Source organism: Halogranum roseipondis, assembly GCF_059695585.1.
In genome coordinates, this window is sequence record NZ_CM185235.1 from 1,846,353 (window position 1) to 1,869,613 (window position 23,261).

Annotated in this window: 17 protein-coding genes; 11 read left to right on the forward strand and 6 right to left on the reverse strand. The window is 55.3% G+C overall.

The window, feature by feature from the left end:
- Positions 1–32: 32 nt before the first annotated feature.
- Positions 33–3,059, reverse strand: coding sequence for an FtsX-like permease family protein (locus tag EOHIBHHM_RS09745; RefSeq protein ID WP_497250015.1), 3,027 nt, complete (start codon positions 3,057–3,059; stop codon positions 33–35).
- Between the two features lie 248 nt (positions 3,060–3,307).
- Here EOHIBHHM_RS09745 and EOHIBHHM_RS09750 point away from each other — a divergent pair, with 248 nt between their 5' ends.
- The 5 genes from EOHIBHHM_RS09750 to EOHIBHHM_RS09770 all read left to right on the forward strand — a co-directional run bounded on the left by EOHIBHHM_RS09750 (position 3,308) and on the right by EOHIBHHM_RS09770 (position 11,790).
- Positions 3,308–4,033: an ABC transporter ATP-binding protein gene (locus EOHIBHHM_RS09750; RefSeq protein WP_497250017.1), complete on the forward strand. Its 726-nt coding sequence runs from the start codon at positions 3,308–3,310 to the stop codon at positions 4,031–4,033.
- A complete protein-coding gene (locus tag EOHIBHHM_RS09755) occupies positions 4,020–5,267 on the forward strand; it encodes an ABC transporter permease (RefSeq protein WP_497250019.1) in 1,248 nt (415 codons plus the stop codon). Before EOHIBHHM_RS09750 ends, EOHIBHHM_RS09755 begins: the two co-directional genes overlap by 14 nt.
- Positions 5,268–5,475: 208 nt before the next feature.
- Positions 5,476–8,385 (forward strand): ABC transporter permease, encoded by a 2,910-nt coding sequence (locus EOHIBHHM_RS09760; RefSeq protein ID WP_497250021.1) that lies wholly within the window; start codon positions 5,476–5,478, stop codon positions 8,383–8,385.
- Entirely contained in the window at positions 8,378–10,030 is a 1,653-nt protein-coding gene (locus EOHIBHHM_RS09765) for a putative glycosyltransferase family protein (RefSeq protein ID WP_497250023.1), read from the forward strand. The genes EOHIBHHM_RS09760 and EOHIBHHM_RS09765 overlap by 8 nt, the downstream gene beginning before the upstream one ends.
- Before the next feature lie 242 nt (positions 10,031–10,272).
- Positions 10,273–11,790 (forward strand): right-handed parallel beta-helix repeat-containing protein, encoded by a 1,518-nt coding sequence (locus EOHIBHHM_RS09770; RefSeq protein WP_497250025.1) that lies wholly within the window; start codon positions 10,273–10,275, stop codon positions 11,788–11,790.
- A 109-nt stretch (positions 11,791–11,899) separates the two neighbouring features.
- Here EOHIBHHM_RS09770 and EOHIBHHM_RS09775 read toward each other — a convergent pair whose 3' ends face one another.
- Entirely contained in the window at positions 11,900–12,052 is a 153-nt protein-coding gene (locus EOHIBHHM_RS09775) for a DUF7563 family protein (RefSeq protein ID WP_497250027.1), read from the reverse strand.
- A gap of 182 nt (positions 12,053–12,234) precedes the next feature.
- Between EOHIBHHM_RS09775 and EOHIBHHM_RS09780 the strand changes: the two genes are divergently transcribed.
- Entirely contained in the window at positions 12,235–12,783 is a 549-nt protein-coding gene (locus EOHIBHHM_RS09780; RefSeq protein ID WP_497256967.1) for a metal-dependent hydrolase, read from the forward strand.
- A 108-nt stretch (positions 12,784–12,891) separates the two neighbouring features.
- Here the strand turns inward: EOHIBHHM_RS09780 and EOHIBHHM_RS09785 are convergent, their stop codons facing one another.
- Positions 12,892–14,367 carry a hypothetical protein gene (locus EOHIBHHM_RS09785; protein ID WP_497250029.1) on the reverse strand — a complete coding sequence of 492 codons (1,476 nt, stop codon included), beginning with the start codon at positions 14,365–14,367 and terminating at the stop codon, positions 12,892–12,894.
- Between the two features lie 258 nt (positions 14,368–14,625).
- Here EOHIBHHM_RS09785 and EOHIBHHM_RS09790 point away from each other — a divergent pair, with 258 nt between their 5' ends.
- From EOHIBHHM_RS09790 to EOHIBHHM_RS09800, 3 genes are read left to right on the forward strand one after another with little or no spacing between them, the layout of a single operon-like run.
- Positions 14,626–14,901 (forward strand): DUF8044 family membrane protein, encoded by a 276-nt coding sequence (locus tag EOHIBHHM_RS09790; protein ID WP_497250031.1) that lies wholly within the window; start codon positions 14,626–14,628, stop codon positions 14,899–14,901.
- A gap of 1 nt (position 14,902) precedes the next feature.
- Positions 14,903–15,982 (forward strand): DUF4350 domain-containing protein, encoded by a 1,080-nt coding sequence (locus EOHIBHHM_RS09795; RefSeq protein WP_497250033.1) that lies wholly within the window; start codon positions 14,903–14,905, stop codon positions 15,980–15,982.
- Positions 15,975–16,961, forward strand: a complete 987-nt coding sequence (locus EOHIBHHM_RS09800; RefSeq protein ID WP_497250035.1) for an AAA family ATPase — start codon at positions 15,975–15,977, stop codon at positions 16,959–16,961. The genes EOHIBHHM_RS09795 and EOHIBHHM_RS09800 overlap by 8 nt, the downstream gene beginning before the upstream one ends.
- A 59-nt stretch (positions 16,962–17,020) precedes the next feature.
- Here the strand turns inward: EOHIBHHM_RS09800 and EOHIBHHM_RS09805 are convergent, their stop codons facing one another.
- The 3 genes from EOHIBHHM_RS09805 to EOHIBHHM_RS09815 are packed head-to-tail and all read right to left on the reverse strand — an operon-like array spanning position 17,021 to position 19,835.
- Complete coding sequence (locus EOHIBHHM_RS09805) at positions 17,021–17,899, reverse strand: DUF7982 domain-containing protein (RefSeq protein WP_497250037.1); 879 nt, start codon at positions 17,897–17,899, stop codon at positions 17,021–17,023.
- Positions 17,896–18,384, reverse strand: coding sequence for a DUF8163 family membrane protein (locus EOHIBHHM_RS09810; protein ID WP_497250039.1), 489 nt, complete (start codon positions 18,382–18,384; stop codon positions 17,896–17,898). Before EOHIBHHM_RS09810 ends, EOHIBHHM_RS09805 begins: the two co-directional genes overlap by 4 nt.
- Positions 18,381–19,835, reverse strand: coding sequence for a DUF58 domain-containing protein (locus EOHIBHHM_RS09815; protein ID WP_497250041.1), 1,455 nt, complete (start codon positions 19,833–19,835; stop codon positions 18,381–18,383). Before EOHIBHHM_RS09815 ends, EOHIBHHM_RS09810 begins: the two co-directional genes overlap by 4 nt.
- A gap of 225 nt (positions 19,836–20,060) precedes the next feature.
- Here EOHIBHHM_RS09815 and EOHIBHHM_RS09820 point away from each other — a divergent pair, with 225 nt between their 5' ends.
- Both EOHIBHHM_RS09820 and EOHIBHHM_RS09825 read left to right on the forward strand, forming a co-directional pair.
- Positions 20,061–22,067: a DUF4129 domain-containing protein gene (locus tag EOHIBHHM_RS09820; RefSeq protein WP_497250043.1), complete on the forward strand. Its 2,007-nt coding sequence runs from the start codon at positions 20,061–20,063 to the stop codon at positions 22,065–22,067.
- A gap of 69 nt (positions 22,068–22,136) precedes the next feature.
- Positions 22,137–23,198, forward strand: a complete 1,062-nt coding sequence (locus EOHIBHHM_RS09825) for a DUF1616 domain-containing protein (RefSeq protein ID WP_497250045.1) — start codon at positions 22,137–22,139, stop codon at positions 23,196–23,198.
- Positions 23,199–23,261 lie beyond the last annotated feature (63 nt).

Consider the following 23,261-nt stretch of genomic DNA (forward strand, 5'->3'; position numbering starts at 1 on the left):
ATAATAAAACCTCCTATCAACATGTAAATAGTTCACTTGTAGAATTCATCCATGCTCGCTTCGATCTCCTCGTCCCTCGAACCACTCGCTTCAGTGAGCAACGCTTGAGAAGACTTCTGCATGAGTGGCACTGCTGCAAGAACCGCACTGACAAGTGATAGCTCGACGCCGGCAACCAACACTGCCCCAAGTAAACCCACAGGTAAGGCGAGTGAGGGCTGAATGCCAAACAAGACCAATTGCCCCGATGCTCGCAAGATGATGAGAATACTGAAGGCTAACGTGACAGCGATAATCACAGCAGGGATCGAGAGACGGAGTACATCAGCTAAGACAGTGTACACAACGCTATCTTCGTTTGCGCCAGTCGCTTGATAGACTCCGAAGGTCTGTCGTCGAGCATGAATGACTTGCGCAAATGTTGTTGTCGTCCCGCCAATCGTCATCAAGCCAGCTAAGACCATAACTCCCCCCAAAACGAGGTTGATGTTGCCAAAGACGGTCTGGACGACCCGATCGAGACCATTGCCGTCGCTGATTTGACTCCCGCTCGCAACTGCTGAGAAGATTCGTTCGTCACCATGGACGGAGTACGTCGCTGTATCGAGTTGCTCCCCATCCGAAACAATCCGGACGTTGTACGTCCCTGGTGAGACTCGATCCTCAGTTCCACCACCAAGCGTGGTCTCATACCCGGTTACATTGCCAGGCGACAGCGTCACAGTCCGAGTTGTCGTATCAGAGGGCGTAACGAGTGTGATGTTGCGTGTCAGCGTCTTGTTCCATCGGTTCCCGAGTTGGACAGTCACTGTCGGTCGGGTCAACACACTTGCTTCAGTTGGTGAAACACTTACTGTGGCAGCCAGCTGCTTGTTCGCAGTTGAAGAGACGGTTAGATTCCGAGTGACGGTACGCTTGTCTGTTGTCTCGACGGCGACCATGTATGCACCGTTAGTCGGTGGGACTGACAAACGTGCAATCCCTTGTGCGTTCGTTCGCGCAGTGAAATCTCCAAGTGTGACAGTTGCGTTCGGCACCGGTTCACCAGTAAGGGTCCGGACTGGGACGAACAGTGAACTATTCGGTGGTGCTTTCGATGGGAGCGCCTCGAGGGTAAGCGAATCAGCAGCACGCACAGAGAGCGATTGTGAGTGACTGCCCGCCTGAATGGAATACTCTCCCGGCGATTCAATCTGGGTGGTGACCGTCACCTCCCGTTGCGTATCGGCAGCGAGTGTCAGCGTGCGGTTGATCGTTTTCGGGCCAACCTCTACCGAGACGGTCTGTGTTTTAGGTTCTGCGTCGAAGTTCTGCATCTGGAGTTCGACGGTCACTGGTGATCCAGCAGGTGCCGTTTTTGGTGCCGCGAGATCGGTGATTGTCACACCGGTCTTTCCCGTCATCTCGCTTGTGGGCAGTCCACCTTCCGTTCGGATGAGGTGGACGTTCCCTTCGCGTAACGAGAGGTGGTGAGCAGTTTCGAGTGGGACAATCAACTGGTCGTTGTAGACTCCTGTTCCGTCGAATCGTCCGACAATCTCAACCCGCGTGACTGCTGGCGAAATTGTGCCACCTAACGTGAGTTGATCGCCTACATCAATGCCCAGCGTTTGAGCAAGGTCGTTTCCAATGACTGCTTCGCTAGGGGTCTGTGGGGCCCGTCCAGCGACAAGAGTTGTTTCCGAAACCGCTTTGAAAGACGAGTAATTCGCACCGCGGGCAAGGAACGACTGACCATCGATCCGTTGTGCAAGAATAATTTCGGGGCTCGCTGCAACTCCCTGTGCGCGAAGCACATCTGCGTACCGAGAATCAACCTGACTCCCGAGTGGATTCGTGGTTCCAGCTTCAGTGATTGTCGTCCCAGAGGTCCCAGAGAGCGGCGCAGCGGCGCCGATAAGCGAGCCGATCAACACAACAACAAGGGCAAACACAGTCAGCGTCGCGGTCGCAGGAATCAACGCTCGCCAGTTGAGCATCGTCAACGAGAGATACGGTTTGAGCGCCTCCGGAATTCGACTCGAATGATTCCGCTGTCGGTGGGTTGTTTGGGCGATCGTTGCTGGTTGACCTCGAACTGATGGCCACGCAGCGATGATCCCAGCGACGATACCAATAAGGATGTAACCGATGAGTATCGGTGTCAACACCCGAACAACCGCTGGTGTGACACTCGGATCCAATGCAATCGGGAGGCTGAAGACGATCGCGAAATTCACCATCAAGTTCGTTAAAACAACACCGAGCCCATACCCCAGTGCAACGCCAACAGCGGTGAGGATACCAGCTCGCAATCCGAACAGTGCCAATACCGTTCGGCGTTGCCCCCCAGTGGCTCGGACAATTTGTATCGTTGCGAGTCGCTCTCGCACGCTCATCAAAGAGACGTTGTAGACGAAAATGAGAACAAGCACAGACCCCGCAATCGCGAGCAAAGAGAGGATACTATTTACTTGCTGAATCCCACCCAGAAGGAACGGAACTGCAGCTAAGAGGGGTGTACCACTGGTTGAGACCATTGACCCGTCTGCTCCATTGTCGATAACCAACGACCCAGTTTGTCCAAGGTCGCTGACAGTCGAGACATTGGCGGCGTACCAGTAGCGAGGGAAAATCGTCGAGTTCGGATACGATTCAACCGTAACAGTCTGTGTCCCCGCCGTGCCCTGAAGCGTGCGCTGTGTTGTTGAATCGGGCGGACCATAGACTGTTTTCGTTGGCTGTGGAAGACGTGCGGGTTGCCACTCTACGGATGCTGTGGTCAGCTCAGACGGTGCATCTGCAGGGATTCCAACAACGAACCCTTGCGTCCCATCTGAGAGTTGGACATCGGCAACTGGGAGTACTGTTTGCCCTTTTTCTGGCGTCGGTGATGAGGAGGCCTCATACCGGATGCTTGCAGAGCCACCAAGGTCATCCTCAAGTGCCGCGATCTGAGACGTCGCCGCAAACAAGAGTAGCGCTGTACCGACAAGAAACAGAGTTGTGACAGCGACAACCACAACCGTCAGTCGGTCACGTCGAGACCACCGCGTCAACAGCGCACGAGCATAGCTCATCGTACCTCCCACTGCCCATCATGCCAATCGGGAGATTCGCTCCGCGTCCACGAACAGAACATGCGCGTACTGCTCACGGCCACTCGACAACTATCCGATTCGGTCTCATTCTATATTTGCGTCCACAATGGATTAATAAAAAATATGCGGTCAGCTCGAACTACTGTCTCGGTAGGTTCTGGTTACGTTAGGTGTCAACACATTACTAAGTTGCTTGACCGCCTACAATATCACTCGAGTTGGACTCGATGTTCACAGCGTTCTCGCCTTCCGAAACCACTCCAGCGATTCGATTAGACACGGTCTCGAAGGAGTTTCACCACGGAGAAGCAGTCACTGTCCTCGACGAGATCTCATTTGCGGTTGCTTCTGGTTCGTACACCGCACTTATGGGTCCAAGTGGAGCCGGAAAGAGTACGCTACTCAATATTATTGGCTGTTTGAGTCTGCCGACCTCGGGAACGGTATTCATCAATGGTCGCGACGTAACCACACTTGATGAACGGGCGAGAACCAAAATTCGGCGAGACGACATCGGATTTGTCTTTCAGTCATTCCAGTTGATTCCTCACCAATCTGCACTGCGGAACGTCGCATTGCCATTGGTGTTTGCGGGTGTTACTCGACAAGCGCGTCATGAGCGGGCACGCTCGCTTCTCGAACGAGTTGGCCTCGAGCATCGAATCGATTATCCACCTGAAGAGTTGTCGGCCGGCCAGCGCCAACGAGTTGCGATTGCGCGAGCACTTGCTAATGACCCAACGATTCTCCTTGCGGACGAGCCCACAGGGAGTTTAGACCAGAAGACCGGCGAGACGATTCTCGATCTCTTAGACGAATTTCACAACGAGGGGCAAACCGCGTTCGTGGTTACCCACGACAGTACTGTTGCAGCACGTGCTGATCGGGTGATTCGAGTACAGGATGGGTCGATTGACACCAGCTCAGAGAGCGCCATTAATGGACGTACGTGAGAGCATTCGGCTCGCGTGGACGAACCTCGGAAATCACAAGCTTCGATCAACACTGACTACGATTGGAGTCGTTGTCGGGATCGCTGGCGTCATCTTGTTTGTCACACTCGGAGCCAGTTTGCAGGCTGAGATTATCAGCACCTTCGTTGGAGACGAGCAAAACATAATCCAACTCAGCGCCCCACGAGGCGATAATGAGTACTCTGCACTGCTGGGGTCGAGCCAAAGTGTCTACACCGAATACGATATCGAACACTTAGAAGCAATTTCAGGCGTTAAGCGAGTCGTTCCCTACAGTGGGATGGGACTGACTGCCGTTGGAACTGAAGATAACTCGATGTCAACACAGCGGGTGATTATTACTGAGCCCACGTATTTCGATCTCCGAGGCGACCCGTTTGTCGACGGTCGTGCCTTCCGTCCCGGACAGCGAGAAGTCGTCTTGAGTCACTCTGCAGTTGTGGCTCTCGGTGGCAATGTCTCCGTCGGTGATCAGATAACATTGGGCCAATCAACTGAAGACAGGCGTAATGCGACTGTCGTTGGCATCATCGACTCGTCTGACCAACTCAGCCTCGATAATAACGCACCGCCAGCAGTCGTCTATGCACCAGCAGATCCCTACTCTACTCGCCGTGGGACGTCTCCCAATGCAGAAACCCAGCAGTTCGTCTACGAGCGGCTCTTCGTCCAAGTCACGACGCTCAACGAGATCGAACAAGTAGAAACTGAAGTCGAAACGTACCTCGCAGAGTCTTCGGATGCACGAGAGCTCAAAGCAACTGGCACGGAGCTCCGCACGCAGACCAGAGAAGACCTGATCGATCAGGTTTCGCACGTTACAGAGACGTTTGTTCTCTACGTCACCGCAATTGCTCTCCTTTCGTTGATTATTGGAGGAATCGGCATTGCAAATATTATGCTCGTGAGCGTCGCTGAGCGAACACGCGAAATTGGTGTGATGCGTGCAATCGGAGCCTCTCGTGGATCTGTCCTCCAGATTTTCCTCGTGGAATCGATTTCGCTTGGGGTGCTTGGTGCAATGCTTGGCACTGCGCTTGGAGTCCTCTCGGCGAAAATCACGACGGATCTCATTGAGCTTCCGTTCACATTCCAACTTGAATGGGTCCTCGCAGCAATTGGTGTCGGTATTAGTATCGGGGTGCTCGCAGGACTGTATCCTGCGTATTCAGCATCCCACGTTGACCCTGTTGAGGCGCTTAACCGCGAGTAGTACGCGCAATTCGAGTTGACCAAAGGATTTAATTCGACTATCTGTCTCCTATGAGATAACAAGACAACTCTCACATGGCTGTTCTCTCTTCTCTCATAGAACATTTCACAGACGAGCCCAATACGGGCGATATCGAGAGTGTCTCAGGAGCGATATGGGATATCGACGTGCGCTGTTAACCCGCTGGTCACAGCGAGACCGGCTCACTGTGCTCGTAATCGCCGTGACGGTTGCCTTTCTCACTGGGACGACACTGCTCGTCCTTGCGATTGGTGGACAGACAACCGCAATTGCTGCAGAATTCGACTCACCAGGGTCTGTGACCTATGTCGAATCCCCCATAGAAGAGCGACCATCAGACGGTGCAGTTGTCCTGCCTGTTGCTCACGTGGAGCAGGCAGATGGTACTTCGGCAACCGTCATTAGTCCTCCTCCAGAAGTAGAATCTGGCTCATGGACATCAGCACAGCAGATACCCCCCTCACCTGAAAGCGTCACTCATGGGGCCATTACAAGTGAACAGGCGATGCGTCTTGAGGGGACGAACCATACACTGACGCTCACGGTCACACCTCGAGAAGGGACATCACTGATTTCTCCCCAGTGGTACGTCGCCAACACAAGTGTCGTCAATCAGTTGGGACAGACGGGAGGATTTGTACTCCAGACTGGCGAAGCAGGCGTGAGTGGGAGTCCGCTTCTCTCGGCGCTTCAGTTCTTCATTACGGGTACACAACAAGCACTCACAGTTCTCACGGTGATTGCAGGTGGCGGTGCCATCCTCGTCGGGGTTACTGTCTACAGCGTCACGCGAATGAGCGTCCGGGATAGACTCACGACGATTCGGACGATTCGAGCAACAGGTGCGACAGCGACGAGTGTGCTCAGCCTCTTTGCGCTCCGGTCGTCTCTCCTGACAAGTGTCGGGGTTGCACTCGGGTTTGCAATCGGGACGATCGTCCCCAGTACTGGTGTCAATCTAGCTGTTGCAATTGGGCTCCCACTGTCGCTTCCAATCTCGGTGACGCTGACTGCGAGCCAGCTCTTGCTCCCCCTATTTGGTGTCATCATTGCCGTGGGTGGACTTGCAGGCGGTCTTGCAGCGTGGTCGACAGTACGACAACCGCCGGCTCACATTACAGCGACAACGACACCGAAAACCCCCTCATCGGTGAATCAGAACGAGACACTGCGATCACGACTCTCACCAACACTTCTCAGTTGGCGCGCACTGATTCCCACGACAGCCACACTCACCGTGTTTATCGCCTTCGTCATCTTGACAGCATCAATTGCAGGAGTCGTGGGCGCATTCGCTGCTGCAGACAGTGCAACCATCACTGAACAAGACAGCATTCATCCTGTCGCGAGTACCGTTCCCGCCAGCTATGCAGACCCACTCAAGGCTCGTGATATCAATGCAAGTCCAGAGATCCTCTTATTCGAGACACACGCGAATCAACCACTACCCGCTCGTGGGGCGAACTTCTCAGCCTTCGCGGCCGTCTCTGATGCGACACTCACAACCGGCGCTCGTCCCCAAGCAGTCGATGAGGCCGTCATCGGTGAAGATCTCGCGCAATCACGTGATATCCAAATTGGAGACACCATTACGCTCGGTGGCTCCACCCAACCAGCCTTCACGCGTGTAACAGTCGTGGGGACGTTTACTGCGCCCGGTCCATATGACGACCAGCTTTTGGTTTCATTGCCGACCGCACGCCATCTTGCAGGGAAAAGCGAGGGAACTGTCCATTTCATTCGAGCAGACCGACTACCGACAACTGATCACGCACTGTCGACAGGTGTTTCAGTCACCGATATTCAGACGTCCACGGCTGTCGCCGAAGGAGAGCCGTTCACAGCGACGATTACTGTTCGAAACGACGCGCTTTCCCAAGAGACACACTCGATTACCATCCAGTATCGCAATCAAACGACAGCCCAGGAACTCACACTGCAGACAGGCGACAAGCGTACCATCACCCATCAATTCTCCGCTGGCTCACAGGGTAACTACAGTCTCACCGTTGAGAACGAATCGAAGATGGTTCACGTCGTCTCTCCACAGACAGCACGTATCACCACGCTTCCGAAGCGTGCTCCTCCAAATAGTGCTCCGCTCGTTCAGGCACAGACACTGCAGGGGACAGCACTGCCTAACGCAACCATCATCGTTGGCGAACAACGCATCCAGATGAACGCAAGTGGGTACGGACGACTTCCGCTTGAGGCACCCGGTGAATATGCACCTCGCATTGAGGGACGACCAACCCTCACACGCAACTCGATAACTGTCGAGGAAGATGCAGAAAAGTCACTCGTTGCAGACCTCAGTGTTCGCCCAAATACGCCGAGTGCAGTCACCCGGCCGACTGCTCACCTCGTGATTTATAACCCCTGGAACGAGACGCTTACTCAGAAAATTACCGTTCGCAGTGTAAGCAAACAAACGACGAGCTCTGTGACACTTTCACCAGGAATGCAGACGACACAGACGATAACCCTCCCCCGACGCACGGCAGGCACATACAGCGTCGAAGCGACGACAGCACAGGACACACTAGCCCAAACCAACTACACCGTCGCTAGCGACGACCGGCTTGCTGCTGCGATTGCGAGTAGTGGTCGAACTGGGACAACTGGGGTTGGGCAGGCCGTTGAAGTCGCATTCGGGAACTTCCAGTTCGTCTTGCCAACGCTTGTCGCCTTAGCCGGCATCATGACGATCGGCGGGACGACAGCGACGTTTGCCCAGACCGTTCAGGCCCGTCGACGGACTATAGGTATCTATCGTGCGACGGGTGCACCGCCACAGAGAATCCTCAAAATAGTCCTCAGTGATGCATTGCGTATTGGAGTCGTCGCGACCGGGGTAGCAACACTCATTGCCGTGAGTGCACTCGCTGTGCTTGACACTCTTGGATTGTTGGTCGTCTTTGGCGTTCGCCTTTCGCCGTTCCCCGGTCCAACTGTCTTCCTCGCCGTCTGGGGTGGGTCTCTCGTCATCACGCTCTTGGGGACGGTACTTGCGACCGCCTCGCTCATTTCCGCCCCGCCTGCCACGCTCTTATCGGCTCTGCAACCACGAGTGCCGGGAGGTGAGACAGATGAGTAAGGAGCGGACCGGAACGTATCTTGACATCGCACTGGTCGTCTTCGCTGTTGCACTCACACTTCGGTTAGTACCGTTGTTCTGGAGTCCGTTGCCCGCGACGCTCGATGGATTTCGATACGTCTCACTTGCGCATGAAACGGTAACGCAGACGCTTCCGCTCTCTCGTATCGACGCCGACGAGTTCGTGTTCACCATCGGATTAGCGATGGTGAGTCAAGTGACTGGACTGGAACCACGCAGTGCAGCCCAGCCCTTTGCAGCGATGGTTGGTGCTGCAGCACCTGTCGTTGGTGCTGCACTCGCCTACCTGCTCGGTCGGGAACTCCAGTGGTCGCGACGACGACTCCGACTCGTAACTGCGATCGTAGGATTCTCACTTGCTATCGAGGGTGTGTTTCTTCGACGGACAGGTGTTCCCGACGAAGAAACAATCGGACTGCTGTTAGTTCCGATTCTCGCCTATGTTGCACACCAAATGCTCGTGACTCGGGACCCGCGATGGATGGCACTGACGGCGCTGTTCATGGGGGTATTCCCACTGCTTCACAATCTGAGTACGACCATCGCCGTCCTGACCGTGACAGCCTTGGTCGCCCTTCACGTCACAAGGACGCTCTCTCGGGATATCATCGTACTCGGGGGCGGCCTCGTAGCTGGCTTCTGGCTGTGGTTCTGGGCGTATTTCGAATTTGCAGAATCCGTTGGGCTCACCATTACCTATAGCGGACTCTTCAGAGACCATCCCGGCCTCTTACTCGCCTGGATTATCGTCCTCACGATTGGGGTGGTCTGGCTCCGTAGCACTTCGAAGCGGTTGCAGCGAGCCGCATTTTTGTTATCGATTGGGAGTTGGTTCGTCGTCATCATCGCGAATATATTCACGCCCATCTTCCCCGGGACTGCCCCCTCTCCACGACTCATTGCACTCGGCTTTGCTGTGTTTCTCATCCCGGTTGTGCTAGCAAGCCGTGCACTTCCGCTCGTCAGAGCGTACGAGACAGGGGCGTTGGTTCTCAGTTTGGTTGCTGCACCGGTCGCTTTGACCTACTACGCGCTCACAGCTGAGCTCACTCCCCAGTATTTCGGTGCCGTGATGCGCATGCCAACGTTCGCCCACGTTGCGGTGTTTCTGCTCGCTGGGTTTGCAGTGACGAAGTGTGCACTTCCAACGACGGACACGGTGTCCCGATGGAGGCGAGCCCTTGGTAGCGCTGCAATCGCTCTCTTGGTCATTACTGTGCTTGTCACTGCACCACTTGGCTACGTTAACCTCGATACCGGTTCATATCCAAGTACGACGATGGAATCAGAGTTTCAGGCGGCCACGTTCGCGACGACACACGTCAATGGGTCGTTCGCGAGCGATCATACTATCTCTAATGTCGCCACTCACTATGCGAACTCCGAGAACGCAACGATGGCGCCCGCAATTGAGTGGTTGCGTGGGAATCCTCGACCGAGCTGTCCACTTGTCTCACAGCGATCGTGGACGACAACTGGTGCCCATTTCTTCCCAGCGGCTCCCGAGACGGTCAGTTCGGCTCAACATACACAGCTGCTCACAACCAGCAATCTGGTCTATACAACTGATGGCTATGATCCGCTCTACCTCACGACACCGCCGTCGGGGTCGAAGATGTGCTGAGAGAGATCCGTGATCGCTCTTGTGTAGCACACTGTCAGTGGAGAGTGATTGCGTGATTCTGTGGTCCAGTCGATAACAGAGTAGTGAACTACCCCCGCCCTACTCGCACTCACGCACTCGTTGAGAACGGGGCTTAGTGACCTACTCAGGTGATTTCAACACCCCAGCTCCTTACACTATTGCTGTAGGTTATATAATCAGTCAATACATATTATTGTTACATACTTTCTACGAGTTGCGACATGCCTGAGACCCCAAAGCAGACCCCAACTCGAACAGTTAACCGTCGTTCCGTTCTTGGCACGATCGGGGCGGCAACGGTTGGCACAGCGGTCCTTTCTGGACGTGCAGCTGCCAGCTCAGAGTACGAACAGATCAATATCGTCGACGCCGGTGCGGATAATACTGGCAGTGAGTCCATCACTCCTGTCTTGGACGACGTCCTCGGCAACAACAGGAAGATCTACTTCCCGCCTGGCGAGTACTACGTCGACGAGGGAATCCGATTCACCGACTTCACCAAACTCTGGCTCGTCGGTGATGATGCGACGATTGTCCCTGCTCCTGCTGATGAATTTGATGGGCCCCATCATATCTTCAAGCTTGGGACGTACTACGCACCGGGTGACTGGCTCCGTATCGGTGATTTTACGTTTGACTTCAGTGCGGACAACACCGGACTGCGCGCGATTCAGGCACAGGTCAACGACTGTTACATCCACGACGTCGACTTCGTCGGCGAGCACGATGCCGGCACCCACGGTCCGATGCTCGTCGACATTATTGACCCCGACAAGATCGCCGCGGTTGACCGAGTCTGGATACGCGACGGCGGCGCGTGGACCGAAAACACTGATCGCGACGGCAACCCCGACGTTCAGTGGGGACCGACCGGCTTCATCGTCAGTCCCTACCACAAAGGGGAACTCTGGGTACGCGACTGCGAAATCGGTGGCTTCCCTGACAACGGTCTCTACGACTCCGGCGGCGACGGTCGCGTCGTCGTTCGCGGTGGACGATTCGAGAACAGCAACTCCGCGAACATCCGCCTTGACGGTGACGGGAGTACCATCCAGGACGCGACCGTCGTCATCGATAACAACCGCGAGCGCGACACCAACCAGCGTGGGATCCGCCTTGACGGCGGGTCGGACTGTTGGGTGGACAACTGTGAGATCGTCCTCGAAGAGCCGAACGGCCACGCGATTACCGTGATGCCGGACTGCTCTTCAGCAAAGATTGAGAACACTTCGATCACACTCAACTCCAGTGACGAGTCGAATGATGCAATCAAGCTTTCGAGCGGAAGTGGTGACGTCACCATCCACGAGGTCGACATTGAGATGAACTGCCCTGGACAGGCCATTGAGGTGAAGGAGGGTGACGGAGACGTTCTCATCGAAGAAACAACCATTACCGGTGATGCTTCTGGTGCAACTGGTGGTCGACATGCCATCCGCTGTGAACGTGATGGAACTCGGCTCTATGGGAATACAATCAAACAGCCAGGACCAGGCTACCGCCGTGCCCTCACACTCACCGCCAACGACTGTGTCGTTGCTAACGGCTCCTACGAATCGACCCATCATCCCATCATTAACGACGGAGATGGGACCGTGATTTCGAAGATCACTGCTCGCTCGTATGAGGGCTATGAAGGTATCAAACTCGTTAGTGGCTCCTTGAATCTGTACTGGAGCACCATATACGAGGGTGTTAGCGGCGACTACGACGGTTACGGCAACGAGTTCCCGAGCTAACTTCTCTTTCTTGGAGGAGAGAATCTCACCGCTGTGACTTCTCTCACGACTACAGTCGGAGGCTTTCTTCTCAACTTTCTGCAACCCCACGAGACAAGTCAGATTGCACTTATCGGGGGGAACGGGCGTTCCGAACGCTCGCTCCCGCTCGAACCATGTCTTGACAGTGTGGACACACTCGTGGGTTATCCAGACTCTCCGGCGTGAAGACACGGACGTATTGTTTTGAGACAGTGGCACCACAGTTCTGGCACGTTGGCATATTTTCTAAATGTTAATGAAATAATATGAGCCTAGGGGTCGATATTCAGTCGGAGAATATCTCAACTAACGCCCTTATTAAGAGTAAGGAGAATACCCCGCGTTTAGGCGCGAGAGGATGTCAAGAAATACTGTGTCTCTATCGATAGTTTGAGGAACGCCATAGCCAGACATTCAGACAAGATGTGGCCATGGGGACACGCGGCAGTGGGGTACCTCCTGTACTCACTGTATAGCCATCGGACCTACAATCACTCACCAACCAGCATGGCCGCGATTCTCGTTGGAGTTGGGACGCAGTTTCCCGACCTCATCGACAAGCCACTGGCCTGGTCCGTTTCGATTCTCCCAACGGGACGATCACTCGCGCACTCGCTCATCACTGCGTCGCTTGTGATTGCGCTTGTACACAAAGTCAGTCGCCGATACAACCGCTCGGGATACGCACTTGCGTTCGGGATTGGCTATCTCTCGCATCTCGCTACAGATGGATTATATCCCTTGCTCAACGGTGACTTTGCAAGCCTCACCTATCTCACGTGGCCACTCCTTCCACTTCCGGTCTACGACACTGACAAGAGCTTTCTTGCGCACTTCTTGGCCTTCGAGTTCGAGCCATTCACACTATTCGAGTTTGGTCTCGTCGCACTCGCACTCATCGTCTGGTGGTACGACGACGTGCCTGGTGTGCGAGAACTATTCGATCCACTAACGGAACGTTCGAAGCCCTAGCACGGCACATTCCGCGTCGAAGGCCTGTACAGCAGCGAAATATTCGAAAAGTCGAACAACACTATGGGCCCGTAAACGAGTAGAGGAGAGGGGGTGAGTCAGCTCGCTTTAACAACCCTCATCGACCTTGTCGCCGTCCTCGTTGTTTCCGCCGTTCTTGCCGTCTTCGTTGTTACCGCCGTTGTCGTCTGGACAGAAGACGCGGACCCAGCAAATCTCTGCGTTCTTTTCACTGCCCGTGGAAACTGTGGCGCAGAATTGGTCGTCGACAGACTCGGCGAGAACAGCGTCCTGTTCTACACAGTCTTTGGAGTGGCCACCCTGATGGTGCTTCTCGTGGTGGTGTTTCTTTTCCCCGTGGTGGTGCTTCTCGTCGTGGTGGTGGTGTTTCTTTTTGCCCTTCGTCCGCGTTGCAGCGGCGGCTGCGAACGGGAAGGGCGCACAGATTGTCACTTCCTGCAGATCGCCGTCGATCGTGAAGACATCTGGGTCGGCCACGTTACCGGTACCGTCGTTGGAATATGGCCGCCAGGTACCGTGTTTGCATTCGAACTTAATGTCGAGTCCTGGTGGGCACTCCGGTGGCTCTGGTTCCGTGCACGGTGCATCAGACGCTTCGACGAACTGGTCGTATAAGACGAGCCCGTCGTACTCCACGAGGAGCTGTTCCGGATCGCGGTCTCCGGGGAGCGTAACTGTCGCAATACCCTCGGCGTTGACCGGCGGCGTGTACATCTCTGTGGAGTCATCTGTGAAGGTCACCGTCACATCCAACGTCTCTTCTTCGTCGATGTTCGCGGTTTGGATGAGAATCTGCGCGCACGTAACCTCGACGTTGGTGATTGCTGGCTCATCCGGACATGGTGGGTCTGCTACGACACCATCATCGAACAGAATCTGGTCGTCCTGATACGTGACCGTCACATGGACAGGGTTGATGTCACCAGGGAGCTCGACCGTTGCTTCACCATTCTGGACCGCCACATTGTCGTAGGTCTCTTCCGATCCATCAGCGAACTCCACCGTTACGTCCAGCGTCTCACCGTTGATGTTCGACGTCGTAATAACGACCTCGTCACAGGACGCTGTGACGTCGTCAACCGATGGAGGATTTTCGTTCTCGTCCCCGCACGTGTAGAACGTGGCATTGCTGATTTCCGGGGCTTCTTCCGGTTTGCAGAACGTCACCTCACCCTCGAGGTCATCAGGAACCGCTGCCAGATAGCACTCTGTTCCTGCTTTTAGCGTGAGGTAGTCGGCAGTGTCCGGAATATCTTCAGCTGCGACAGTGAAGCAAAATCCGTTCAGACCGGAGTACAATTCGCCGACAGCAACCGGTTCTGACCCGTCTTCACACGCCTCGCGGACACAGGCGATACACTGTCCTGCCTGTCCACCTGGCGGAGACTCTGGCGGCGTACTCGCTGGCCCACAGAAGGACGCTGGAATCGCCCCGTCTTCTTGTGCGAAGGACGTGGTTGAGAGTCCACCGAGACCACCAAGAGCAATGCCTGTGGCAGTGAGCCCCCGAAGGTAATTTCGTCGCTTCATGCTACTGTCGGTATCGCTCTTTTCGTCTGGCATACAGGTTTAGCAACGACATGACAGTCAATTATTATGAGTTTGCAAAAAATCGCTCTAACCAGTCATTATCTCAGACGAGAATCTATGTTCTGGAATAATGCACACTTACTCGATGAGATCGGGTCTGATTTAACAAAATATCGCTGTAGAAATAGCACACGGTCGCTGTGAATCTCAACGGTTCTGCTGGTGACTCCTGGTTGTATTCACCACAGACACTCCGATACTTTAGTAAGCCTCCCTCACTCAGTCCCGGCTATGGTCACCACGCGTCGAGAACGCTTTATTCGCGCACAGGTTGCGTGGATGACCGCAGCACTGCTTGTGCTTGCACTTCTCGATGCGCTCACCCTCGAGTTGTTTTTTGTCGTCTGTCTCATTGGCTTTCTCGTCGTGGTAGAACTCACGGCTCCGTTCAGTGTAACGCCCACGTGGCGAGCCAGACTCAAATGGATTATCGCTGTGGGACTCGCCGTGTTCGGCTACATCGTTGTCCGTCGGATTCTCGAGATCCTCCCGGAGGGAGTGCTCTAAGATGACGTGGCGTGAGCTTCGTGATGACTACCCTCGTCTCTTACTCATCACACTCATTGGAGTCGTTGGACTTGCGTTCATTATTGCGGCCAGCACATCAACCGCAGCGTTTGGTGTGTACAACGCGGCCTGGGACGGCGCCTCGGCGCTGCAAAACCAAGCAGAGACCGCTGGCGCAAGCAGTGAAATCGCATTGAATACGAGTGCCTACAACACAGCAGATACAAACCAGACCGTTGCCGTCGTACTCTCGCCTGCCGAATCGTACAATACGACGGATACACATCGTGTCACCCAATTCGTCGAAGCAGGGGGAACACTCGTTGTTGCAGAGGATTATGGGCCACACAGCAACGACCTCCTGCGAACAGTCGGGGCAAATGCGTCAGTCGACCGACGGCCTCTCCGAGATGAGCGGAACAACTACCGTTCGCCTGCAATGCCCGTGGCGACGAACGTGACCAACAGCACGCTCACCCAGAACGTGAGTCAACTCACGGTCAATCACGGAACTGTCATCGAACCGAATGGGTCACGCGTACTCGTACGCTCCTCTGAGTTCTCTTATCTCGATACGAATCGGAACGAAGAACTCGACGAAAACGAGACACTCCAGCAGTATCCGGTTGTGACGACCGAATCAGTCGGGAAAGGTCGTGTTATCGTCATCAGTGATCCCAGCTTGTTCATTAACGCAATGCTCGAACGCCCGGGCAACCAGCAGTTCACGCAGAACCTCTTCGGTGCGCACGAACACGTTCTCTTGGATTACTCGCATGCGGGCCAACAGCCGCCCCTCGCTGTAGCACTCCTTGTGATTCGTGGCACGCCACTTCTCCAAGTCCTCGTCGGCACGCTTGGCGTTGGCGCACTCATGCTCTGGCTTCAGCCACCACGAGTGCTTCGTCGACTGAGTGGAACTGAGCCCGACTACCCCGCGGCTGATTGGAGCACCCATGGCACAGAAGCAGCACTCATCGCGTATCTTCGGAAACATCATCCAGAGTGGGAAGCCAGTCGTATGCAACGCGTAATAACAGGTATTTTAGACCGCCAATCAGACGAATCAAACAATGAGTAATCCCAAAGCAGTCTTCGAGGCCATCCGTGATGAGGCTGGCACGGTTCTCATCGGCAACGAAGACGTCGTCGAAGGCCTTGCGATTTCCATGCTGACGGGCGGACATACGCTTCTTGAGGGCGTCCCAGGAGTTGCAAAGACGACCATCGCGAATCTCTTTGCACGCACCACTGGGTTAGACTATCAGCGGATTCAGATGACACCTGACGTCCTGCCCGCCGATATCACGGGGACCCACATCTATCGAGAGAACATTGGGCAGTTCGAACTGCAGCGCGGCCCGGTGTTCGCAAATCTTGTCCTTGCAGACGAGATCAACCGTGCAACGCCCAAGACACAAAGTGCACTGCTCGAAGCGATGCAGGAAGGGACAGTCACAATCGAAGGAGACACCCTTCAACTCCCGAAGCCGTTCATGGTCGTTGCAACGCAGAACCCAATCGAACAGGAGGGAACGTTCGAGCTGCCGGAAGCACAGCGTGACCGCTTCCAACTGAAGTACATCGTCGACCTCCCCCAGCGTACTGACGAACGAGAAATGCTCAAGCGGTTCGACTCGAACCCAGGGCTTGGTCCTGATGCCGTCGAACAAACGGTCTCACTGGATGACCTCTTGTCCGCACGCGAGACTGTGAACGACGTCTACGTTGATGAGAAGGTCCACGAATATATCCTCGATGTCGTCGCTGCGACGCGTGAGTCGGAACTCATCAAACATGGTGCCTCTCCTCGTGCGTCACTCGCATTCCTCAACACCGGGAAAGCACGTGCCGCAATTCGTGACCGTGACTTCGTCACACCGGACGATATCAAAGCACTCGCACCGAACGTGCTTATTCATCGGTTGATCCTCGGCACGGAAGCCGAACTCAGTGGGCGCTCTCGCAAAGAAATTGTGTCCGAGATTCTCGATACTGTCCCGTTGCCTCAGCACAACATCGATTCTGACGAGGCGGCGTCAGTCGATTCAGCACGGTAGCGCCGCTCGGAGTTCGCGTCGGTTCTGGTTCCAAAGAGAGATTTGAGCGACAGCGATCACTACGTCGAGGTTGATGCAGCGTCCCATCGGCATGTCACACGGAAGTCGACGTCGCTGTCATCGCTGGGATCGATCGACACATCCGTCCTAATTGGCCTCTCTAATCCAACCGCCAGACCAACCGCGAGGAAGGATGCAACCGGGTGATCAACATCGTCATCAACCTGATAGGCGCTATTAGCTATTGCAACAGTGATACGGCTATCCTCTCGGTCTACCTCTGCAGTCGCCGTCTCGACCAACTCAAACACATTCACCAGTGCATCCGTCAACTGGGTACTCAGTTCCTGGGGCGTCGACCCAAGCGAGCCTGACACAGTTTGCTCGAACTCTTCAAAGAGGCTCTGACCGGTCGGTATGAGTGCAAGCCCACGTTCACGCTCATTCTCTGTGACCACGAGTGTCGATTCGAGTTCGTCGTCAGCTGGTACGTCGTACTCGGCGTGCTGGGGAACGAACAGCCGGACAGTCTCCGCCTCATCCGGGACGTAGAGGCGCGTCTCCGACAAGCCAAGCTCACGAACGAGCGCCGTCTCGTTGTCCATCAGCGCCGTATAGATGCGCTCACCAACGTCGGCGGCGATGAATCGTTCGGGCGTGAGATAGTACGTCAAGAGGGCCGCAAAGATGCCGATTCCAGCCAGTGCGAACAACACGGTCTGTGCGGCCGGAAACACCACGGCACCGAGGGCGGCGATCCCACCAACGAGACCCAATCCAAGGGCGCTTCGTCGATAGCTCGCTCGTCGGGCCCGAACATACTGCTCGCGAAGGCGTCGGTTCTCCTCTTCGAGCAGTTCGACTTCGGCCCGGAGGTCATTGTCAGTACCCTCTGTCTCTGTGCCAGTACCGTTCTGGAGTGGTTGTTGTTGGCTCATGAATTTTCGAGAACGAGGTCAAGTTGGACGAGCTCGAACCGATGAAGCCCGTAGGCAATAAGCGACGCAAGCACGACGCCAGCTATCGTAACGACCCACACATCGCCACCAAGGACGACGGCAAGGAAGCCGACGACGCCACCAATAGCGATGGTAGCGACAGTCGCAAGTTGACGACGACGCGAATGGGTCGTCGACGCGTATTCAGAGAGTAAGATGAGAAATAACCCACTCTCAGCGAGGAGAAGTCCAACGGGTGTCCCGTCGGTCACAACCCCAAAGACAAGCACCTGTCCAAGGGCGAACGCAAAGGGTGCAGACAAAGCGAGAACACCAACAGCGAGTACTCCGCCAAACAGCAGCGCAAGCGGACCGGTGAGCCACACCCACACAGCAACTGTCACGACAGTTCCAAGCCCAGCCAGAAGCGTCGGCCGTGACCACGACCATGGAGTTGCCTCCTTTGGGTGTACAGACGTACTCATTGGGTTGTCCCTCCCTGCTGTGGGCCTGCACGTTGCATCTGCAGAATCGTACTCAGGTGATCGCCCGGACCAACTTCGAAGGCAGTGACACGAGAGAGGTCCTGCAATTCACGTCTGAACTCCTCGAAGTCAACGTACCGCTGATATGTCGTCTCAAGGTCAGCCAATGTCCCCGTCTCGAATAAGATGGACGGTGTCATGAACACGAGCACACTGTGCCCACGCTTCGAGGCGATGCGAGCAGTCTCGCGAATCCGGTCGCGTTCGGTATCATCAGTTACGAGAATGGTCCAGGTCTTTCCAGACTCATGCATCTGTGCCCGGCGAACAGCCTCGAATAGTGCATCGCCTTGAATCCGCTCAACGTAGACGTCGCTCGCATCAAGGAATGGCCGGATTCGACCGGCAAACATCGACTGGTCGTTTGCAAGTCGCTGTGACGCTTGCCGTGCAGTAGACGGATGAGCGGTAGTCGTTTGTTCACTGGTTGTGTGTGTCTCCTGTGGGGTCGGTGTGAGTTCGTGAAGCGTTCGACGAATCTGTCGATAGCCACCTGACGTCGCACTCGGCGGCCGCGTTGTCGTTAAGCCTGCATCACCTACGCTGTAGAACCCAAGTGAATCGTTGTTCTCCCGGGCTGATTGGACAATACCGAGTGCAACCTCCCGAGTGAAATCCAACATTGTCTGGCCTGCTGGGCCGACGTTCATGGCTGCGCGGTGATCAACGACGAGTAGCGTCGTTCGCTCAGCCTCAACCTCGTACTCACGAACGTACGGAGAGGCATGCCGGGCTGTTGCCTTCCAGTCGATTCGATTCAGTGTGTCACCGGGGAGGTACTGTCGGAGGCCCGCGGGAGTCAGGCCAGCACCGGCTTGGTTCATTGGATGGTCACCGTAGGCGCCAAGCATCTGTTCGCCTCCCTGTCCGATGTGAATATTGCGGGGTGCACGTGGTTCGACAGTAAACGACTCAGTTGGGCCACGCTGATACGTCTCGGTGAAGAGGCCCTGCTCATCAGCCAACTCGACTCGCGGCTCGCCAAGTTCGACACGACCGGCCACTGGAACAGTCACCTCGAACGATTTCGTCTCCGAGGTCTCACCAGGTGCGAGAGAGAGTTTTCGATCGGATTCAGGAACCGAGTGTGCAGCAAGCGGTGGCTGTGCCGTTACCGTCACACCAACGTCACTCACAGTTGTCTGTCGAGCAGTTATCGTCACAAAGACGGTGTCGTCAACGGCAACGCGCGATTGAGAAACCGAATACTCGATTGAGAGTCCGTCGTCAGTGTTCGTGAACGACGCGACCGTCATCGCTTGCGACACTACCAAGACCGACCCGAGAGCAACAGCTCCGACAAGCGCGAGTGGACGGTCGATAACGACAGCAAATAGAACGAAGAACGCGCCGAGTCCGGCCAGCGTCCAGTATCGACGCGTTGGGTGCATCGTCCGAATGAATCCAAGCGGAACAATTGAAGCTTGCGCAATTTCTTTTCTTTGGGCTAGTGGTCGATTGAGACGAAAGTATCTTTATGCGGTCATCGATATCGTCTTGATGTGACCCCGTGGCCCAACTCACGATGGCGGGTACTCATCCTTGCGGTAGTCCTACTAACCTCGCTTTGTGTCCCGCCTGCCGCAGCAACGGGGTCGTCACACGCCTCCTCCCGTGTGAGTCACGCCGAGCAAGCAGCACTCGAGTCGGATGTCTTCCAACAACAGAATAATACGACTGTCCAACACGAAAATCCTGATTCGACGAATCAGGATGGCAATCTCGCCGGACTCGAATCACATCTCGCACGCATTCTTGCTGAACGACTGGGACAAAGTAGCGTTCAGTTGAGCCAAGGAGAGTACGAACAAGCTCGACAGCTCGTTGGCGATGACTACTCTGAGACACTGGGGAAGTACATCGACGTCGCAGGTGAGACGGGCAATGAGCGGACTGCAGATCGGTTCGAGACGACCCAAAACACCCAACGGAACTACACGACGACTGTCAGTGAGTTCCGCCAGACATACGATGCATATCAAGAGGCGAAACAGAACGGCAACGAGGAGCGTGCGCGTGAACTCGCGCGTGAACTCACAAACCTTGCTCAGCGATCAAATCGCCAATCGACACAGCTGAACAACTCATACACACGACTTTCGAATCAGACTGGGGCAGACTTCACTGAGGCACAGGAATCTGTTGACGAGATTCAACAGGACATCTCGACCCAAGAGCAGTCGGTACTTGAGGAGGAGTTCACGCCAACAGAACTGGACGTTGAGATCAGTCAGTCACAGGTATCGTTTCAAGAGCCGCTACAGGTGAGTGGACAACTAACCACCGAGGACGGCACAGCGCTTGCAGACCAGACGATCCGTCTCGAGACGGGCGGCCGCAATGTGACAACGACGACCGACAGTGATGGGACGTTTTCGCTGACGTACCGACCGACAGTCCTGCCGCTCTCGAGTGAGAACATGACGGTCCGATACGTGCCAGAGTCGGCCTCGATCTACCTTGGTGCCAATGAGACGGTCGACGTTGCAGTCACCCAGACGGAGGCAACACTCCAACTCGCTGAGGCTCCCTCGACGACAGCCTATGGTGAGGGTCTCACAGTCACCGGTGACCTTGCAGTGGATACCACACCCGTTCCGTCGGTTCCGGTCACAGTGTCGATTGGGTCGACTCCGATCGGAACGACTCAAACAACTGACGACGGGAGCTTCCGCTTCCAAACAACATTGCCTGCCAACGTCTCGGCCGGTAATCAAGCGCTCCGCGTCGGGGTTGGTATCTACGACCGTGCAGTGACGGCCTCTCCAGCTACGCAATCGGTACAGGTTGAGCAAACGCCGACAGAACTTACACTCAATACAAGCGCAAGCTCCGGGCGGACGATCCCTGTTTCTGGACAGTTCCAGACAGCAGATGGACGCACCCTCAGTGGCCAAGAGATCAAGTTCCTCGTTAATGGTTTGCTCGTCGGAACAAGTACGACCAACCCCGACGGAACGTATCAATCACAGATTCGCGTTCCGAAGCACGTCGTCGCTGGTGGCTCGACGGACGTGCGGCTAACCGCAGTCTATACTGGCGAGGGAACGAACCTCGGCAGTGCGAGAGCCAAAGCGACGGTTCCGATCACAGTTTCCACTGGCGACACGACGAATGACCTCCCACTACCAGAGAGCGACTCGAATCTCATCTACTGGGTCGGTGGCGGGCTCATCATCGTCGCACTACTCGCCGGTGGCGGGTTCCTATATCTCCGTCAATCTACAACAGAGACAGCATCGACCCCCCAGAGTGACGAGACGTCTGCGGCGACGCCGTTACAACCGACACCCACACCAGAAACGAATACATCACTTCTCGAACTCGCTCGAGAACGGGTTGCGAGTGGGCAGACAGAAACGGCCATCGAGGCTGCGTATGAAGCACTTCGGCACCGATTTGCGACGAATCTGGGACTGGGTGCAGCGGCGACACATTGGGAACTCTATCACGCCTATCGAGCACAGGTTGGCGAGCACGCAACCAAGCTTCACGAATTGGTGGAACGCTACGAGCGCGCCGTGTACGGCCCAGACAATCCATCAGCAGATGAGGCAACAACGGCTATTTCTCTCTCTTCAGGGATTCTTGAGTCAGACGATCAGTCGACCGAGAACGACTGACCGAACGACTCGTTTCAACGGATAGTCCTAACCGACTGATTTTTCAACCGTGACTCGTTCCGCATAATTATGACCGACCGCGGGACGTGGCAATTATTATTGCCTCCAACCGTCCGCCATCTCCCAGCAGACCTCGCAGCTGTCATCGCATTTGTCCTCCTGACTGTCGGGGCTGTCTTCGTGCCGGGAATCAACGACTCGTTCCTCCGTGTGATTCTCGGTCTTCCGTTCGTCTTGTTTCTGCCTGGGTATGCATTCATTGCCGCGTTGTTCCCTGAAGCAGGCGATAAGCCAGCAGACGACCATGTACTCACCCCCGAAGATGGGAGCCCACTCCCCGATGAGGAGCTTGAGGACATCGAAACACGCGGCGGTATTGATAGCCTCGAGCGTGTTGCGCTTGCGTTCGGGACGAGCATCGCCATCGTACCGCTCATCGGCCTGATCCTCAATTTCACGCCGTGGGGAATTCGCACCCTCCCGATTGTCGTTTCTGTTGGTGGGTTTACGATCATCTCAGCAGCCATCGCCTCATCGCGTCGCCAGCGCGTTCCCGAAGACGACCGATTCAGCGTTCCCTATAAGGCGTGGATTGGTGCGAGTAAACGAGAGCTGTTTGAGCCAGATTCGCGCGCAGATGGTGCGCTCAACATTGTCCTCGTTGTGAGTCTCTTATTGGCGACAGCGAGTGTCGGGTATGCAGTTGCGGTCCCAAAACAAGGCGAGTCCTTCTCTGAATTCTATCTACTGACAGAGTCAGACGACGGTGAACTCGTCGCTGATGATTACCCAACAGAATTCACGCGCGGAGAGAGTAAGCAACTCTACGTCGGCATCGGAAACAACGAGCACGAAACACTCAACTACAGCGTTGTTGCGGAGTTACACCGAGTGCAGGTACAGAACAACTCCACACAAGTGCTCGAACGACAGGAGATTCGTCGATTCCAGACCCGACTTGCGGATAACGAGACGTGGCAGCGTAAACACAATGTTACTCCGCAACTCACTGGAGAGCGTCTTCGGTTGACGTATCTGCTTTACAAAGGTGAGGCACCTGCCAACCCCACAGTGAACAATTCGTATCGAGAGGTGCATCTCTGGGTCAACGTCACTGCGCGCGAGTCATAGGCGTAGTAGCTTAACCTCGTTTTTAGAAGTCGCTCGAAGCGTGTTCTGATACGACGAATCTGG

What these genes read in the sequence shown, in the direction of transcription:
- EOHIBHHM_RS09745 (WP_497250015.1), bottom strand. Translation starts at nt 3,059, where the DNA reads ATGAGCTATGCTCGTGCGCTGTTGACGCGGTGGTCTCGACGTGACCGA.
- EOHIBHHM_RS09750 (WP_497250017.1), top strand. Translation starts at nt 3,308, where the DNA reads ATGTTCACAGCGTTCTCGCCTTCCGAAACCACTCCAGCGATTCGATTA.
- EOHIBHHM_RS09755 (WP_497250019.1), top strand. Translation starts at nt 4,020, where the DNA reads ATGGACGTACGTGAGAGCATTCGGCTCGCGTGGACGAACCTCGGAAAT.
- EOHIBHHM_RS09765 (WP_497250023.1), top strand. Translation starts at nt 8,378, where the DNA reads ATGAGTAAGGAGCGGACCGGAACGTATCTTGACATCGCACTGGTCGTC.
- EOHIBHHM_RS09770 (WP_497250025.1), top strand. Translation starts at nt 10,273, where the DNA reads ATGCCTGAGACCCCAAAGCAGACCCCAACTCGAACAGTTAACCGTCGT.
- EOHIBHHM_RS09775 (WP_497250027.1), bottom strand. Translation starts at nt 12,052, where the DNA reads ATGCCAACGTGCCAGAACTGTGGTGCCACTGTCTCAAAACAATACGTC.
- EOHIBHHM_RS09780 (WP_497256967.1), top strand. Translation starts at nt 12,235, where the DNA reads ATGTGGCCATGGGGACACGCGGCAGTGGGGTACCTCCTGTACTCACTG.
- EOHIBHHM_RS09785 (WP_497250029.1), bottom strand. Translation starts at nt 14,367, where the DNA reads ATGCCAGACGAAAAGAGCGATACCGACAGTAGCATGAAGCGACGAAAT.
- EOHIBHHM_RS09790 (WP_497250031.1), top strand. Translation starts at nt 14,626, where the DNA reads ATGGTCACCACGCGTCGAGAACGCTTTATTCGCGCACAGGTTGCGTGG.
- EOHIBHHM_RS09795 (WP_497250033.1), top strand. Translation starts at nt 14,903, where the DNA reads ATGACGTGGCGTGAGCTTCGTGATGACTACCCTCGTCTCTTACTCATC.
- EOHIBHHM_RS09800 (WP_497250035.1), top strand. Translation starts at nt 15,975, where the DNA reads ATGAGTAATCCCAAAGCAGTCTTCGAGGCCATCCGTGATGAGGCTGGC.
- EOHIBHHM_RS09805 (WP_497250037.1), bottom strand. Translation starts at nt 17,899, where the DNA reads ATGAGCCAACAACAACCACTCCAGAACGGTACTGGCACAGAGACAGAG.
- EOHIBHHM_RS09810 (WP_497250039.1), bottom strand. Translation starts at nt 18,384, where the DNA reads ATGAGTACGTCTGTACACCCAAAGGAGGCAACTCCATGGTCGTGGTCA.
- EOHIBHHM_RS09815 (WP_497250041.1), bottom strand. Translation starts at nt 19,835, where the DNA reads ATGCACCCAACGCGTCGATACTGGACGCTGGCCGGACTCGGCGCGTTC.
- EOHIBHHM_RS09825 (WP_497250045.1), top strand. Translation starts at nt 22,137, where the DNA reads ATGACCGACCGCGGGACGTGGCAATTATTATTGCCTCCAACCGTCCGC.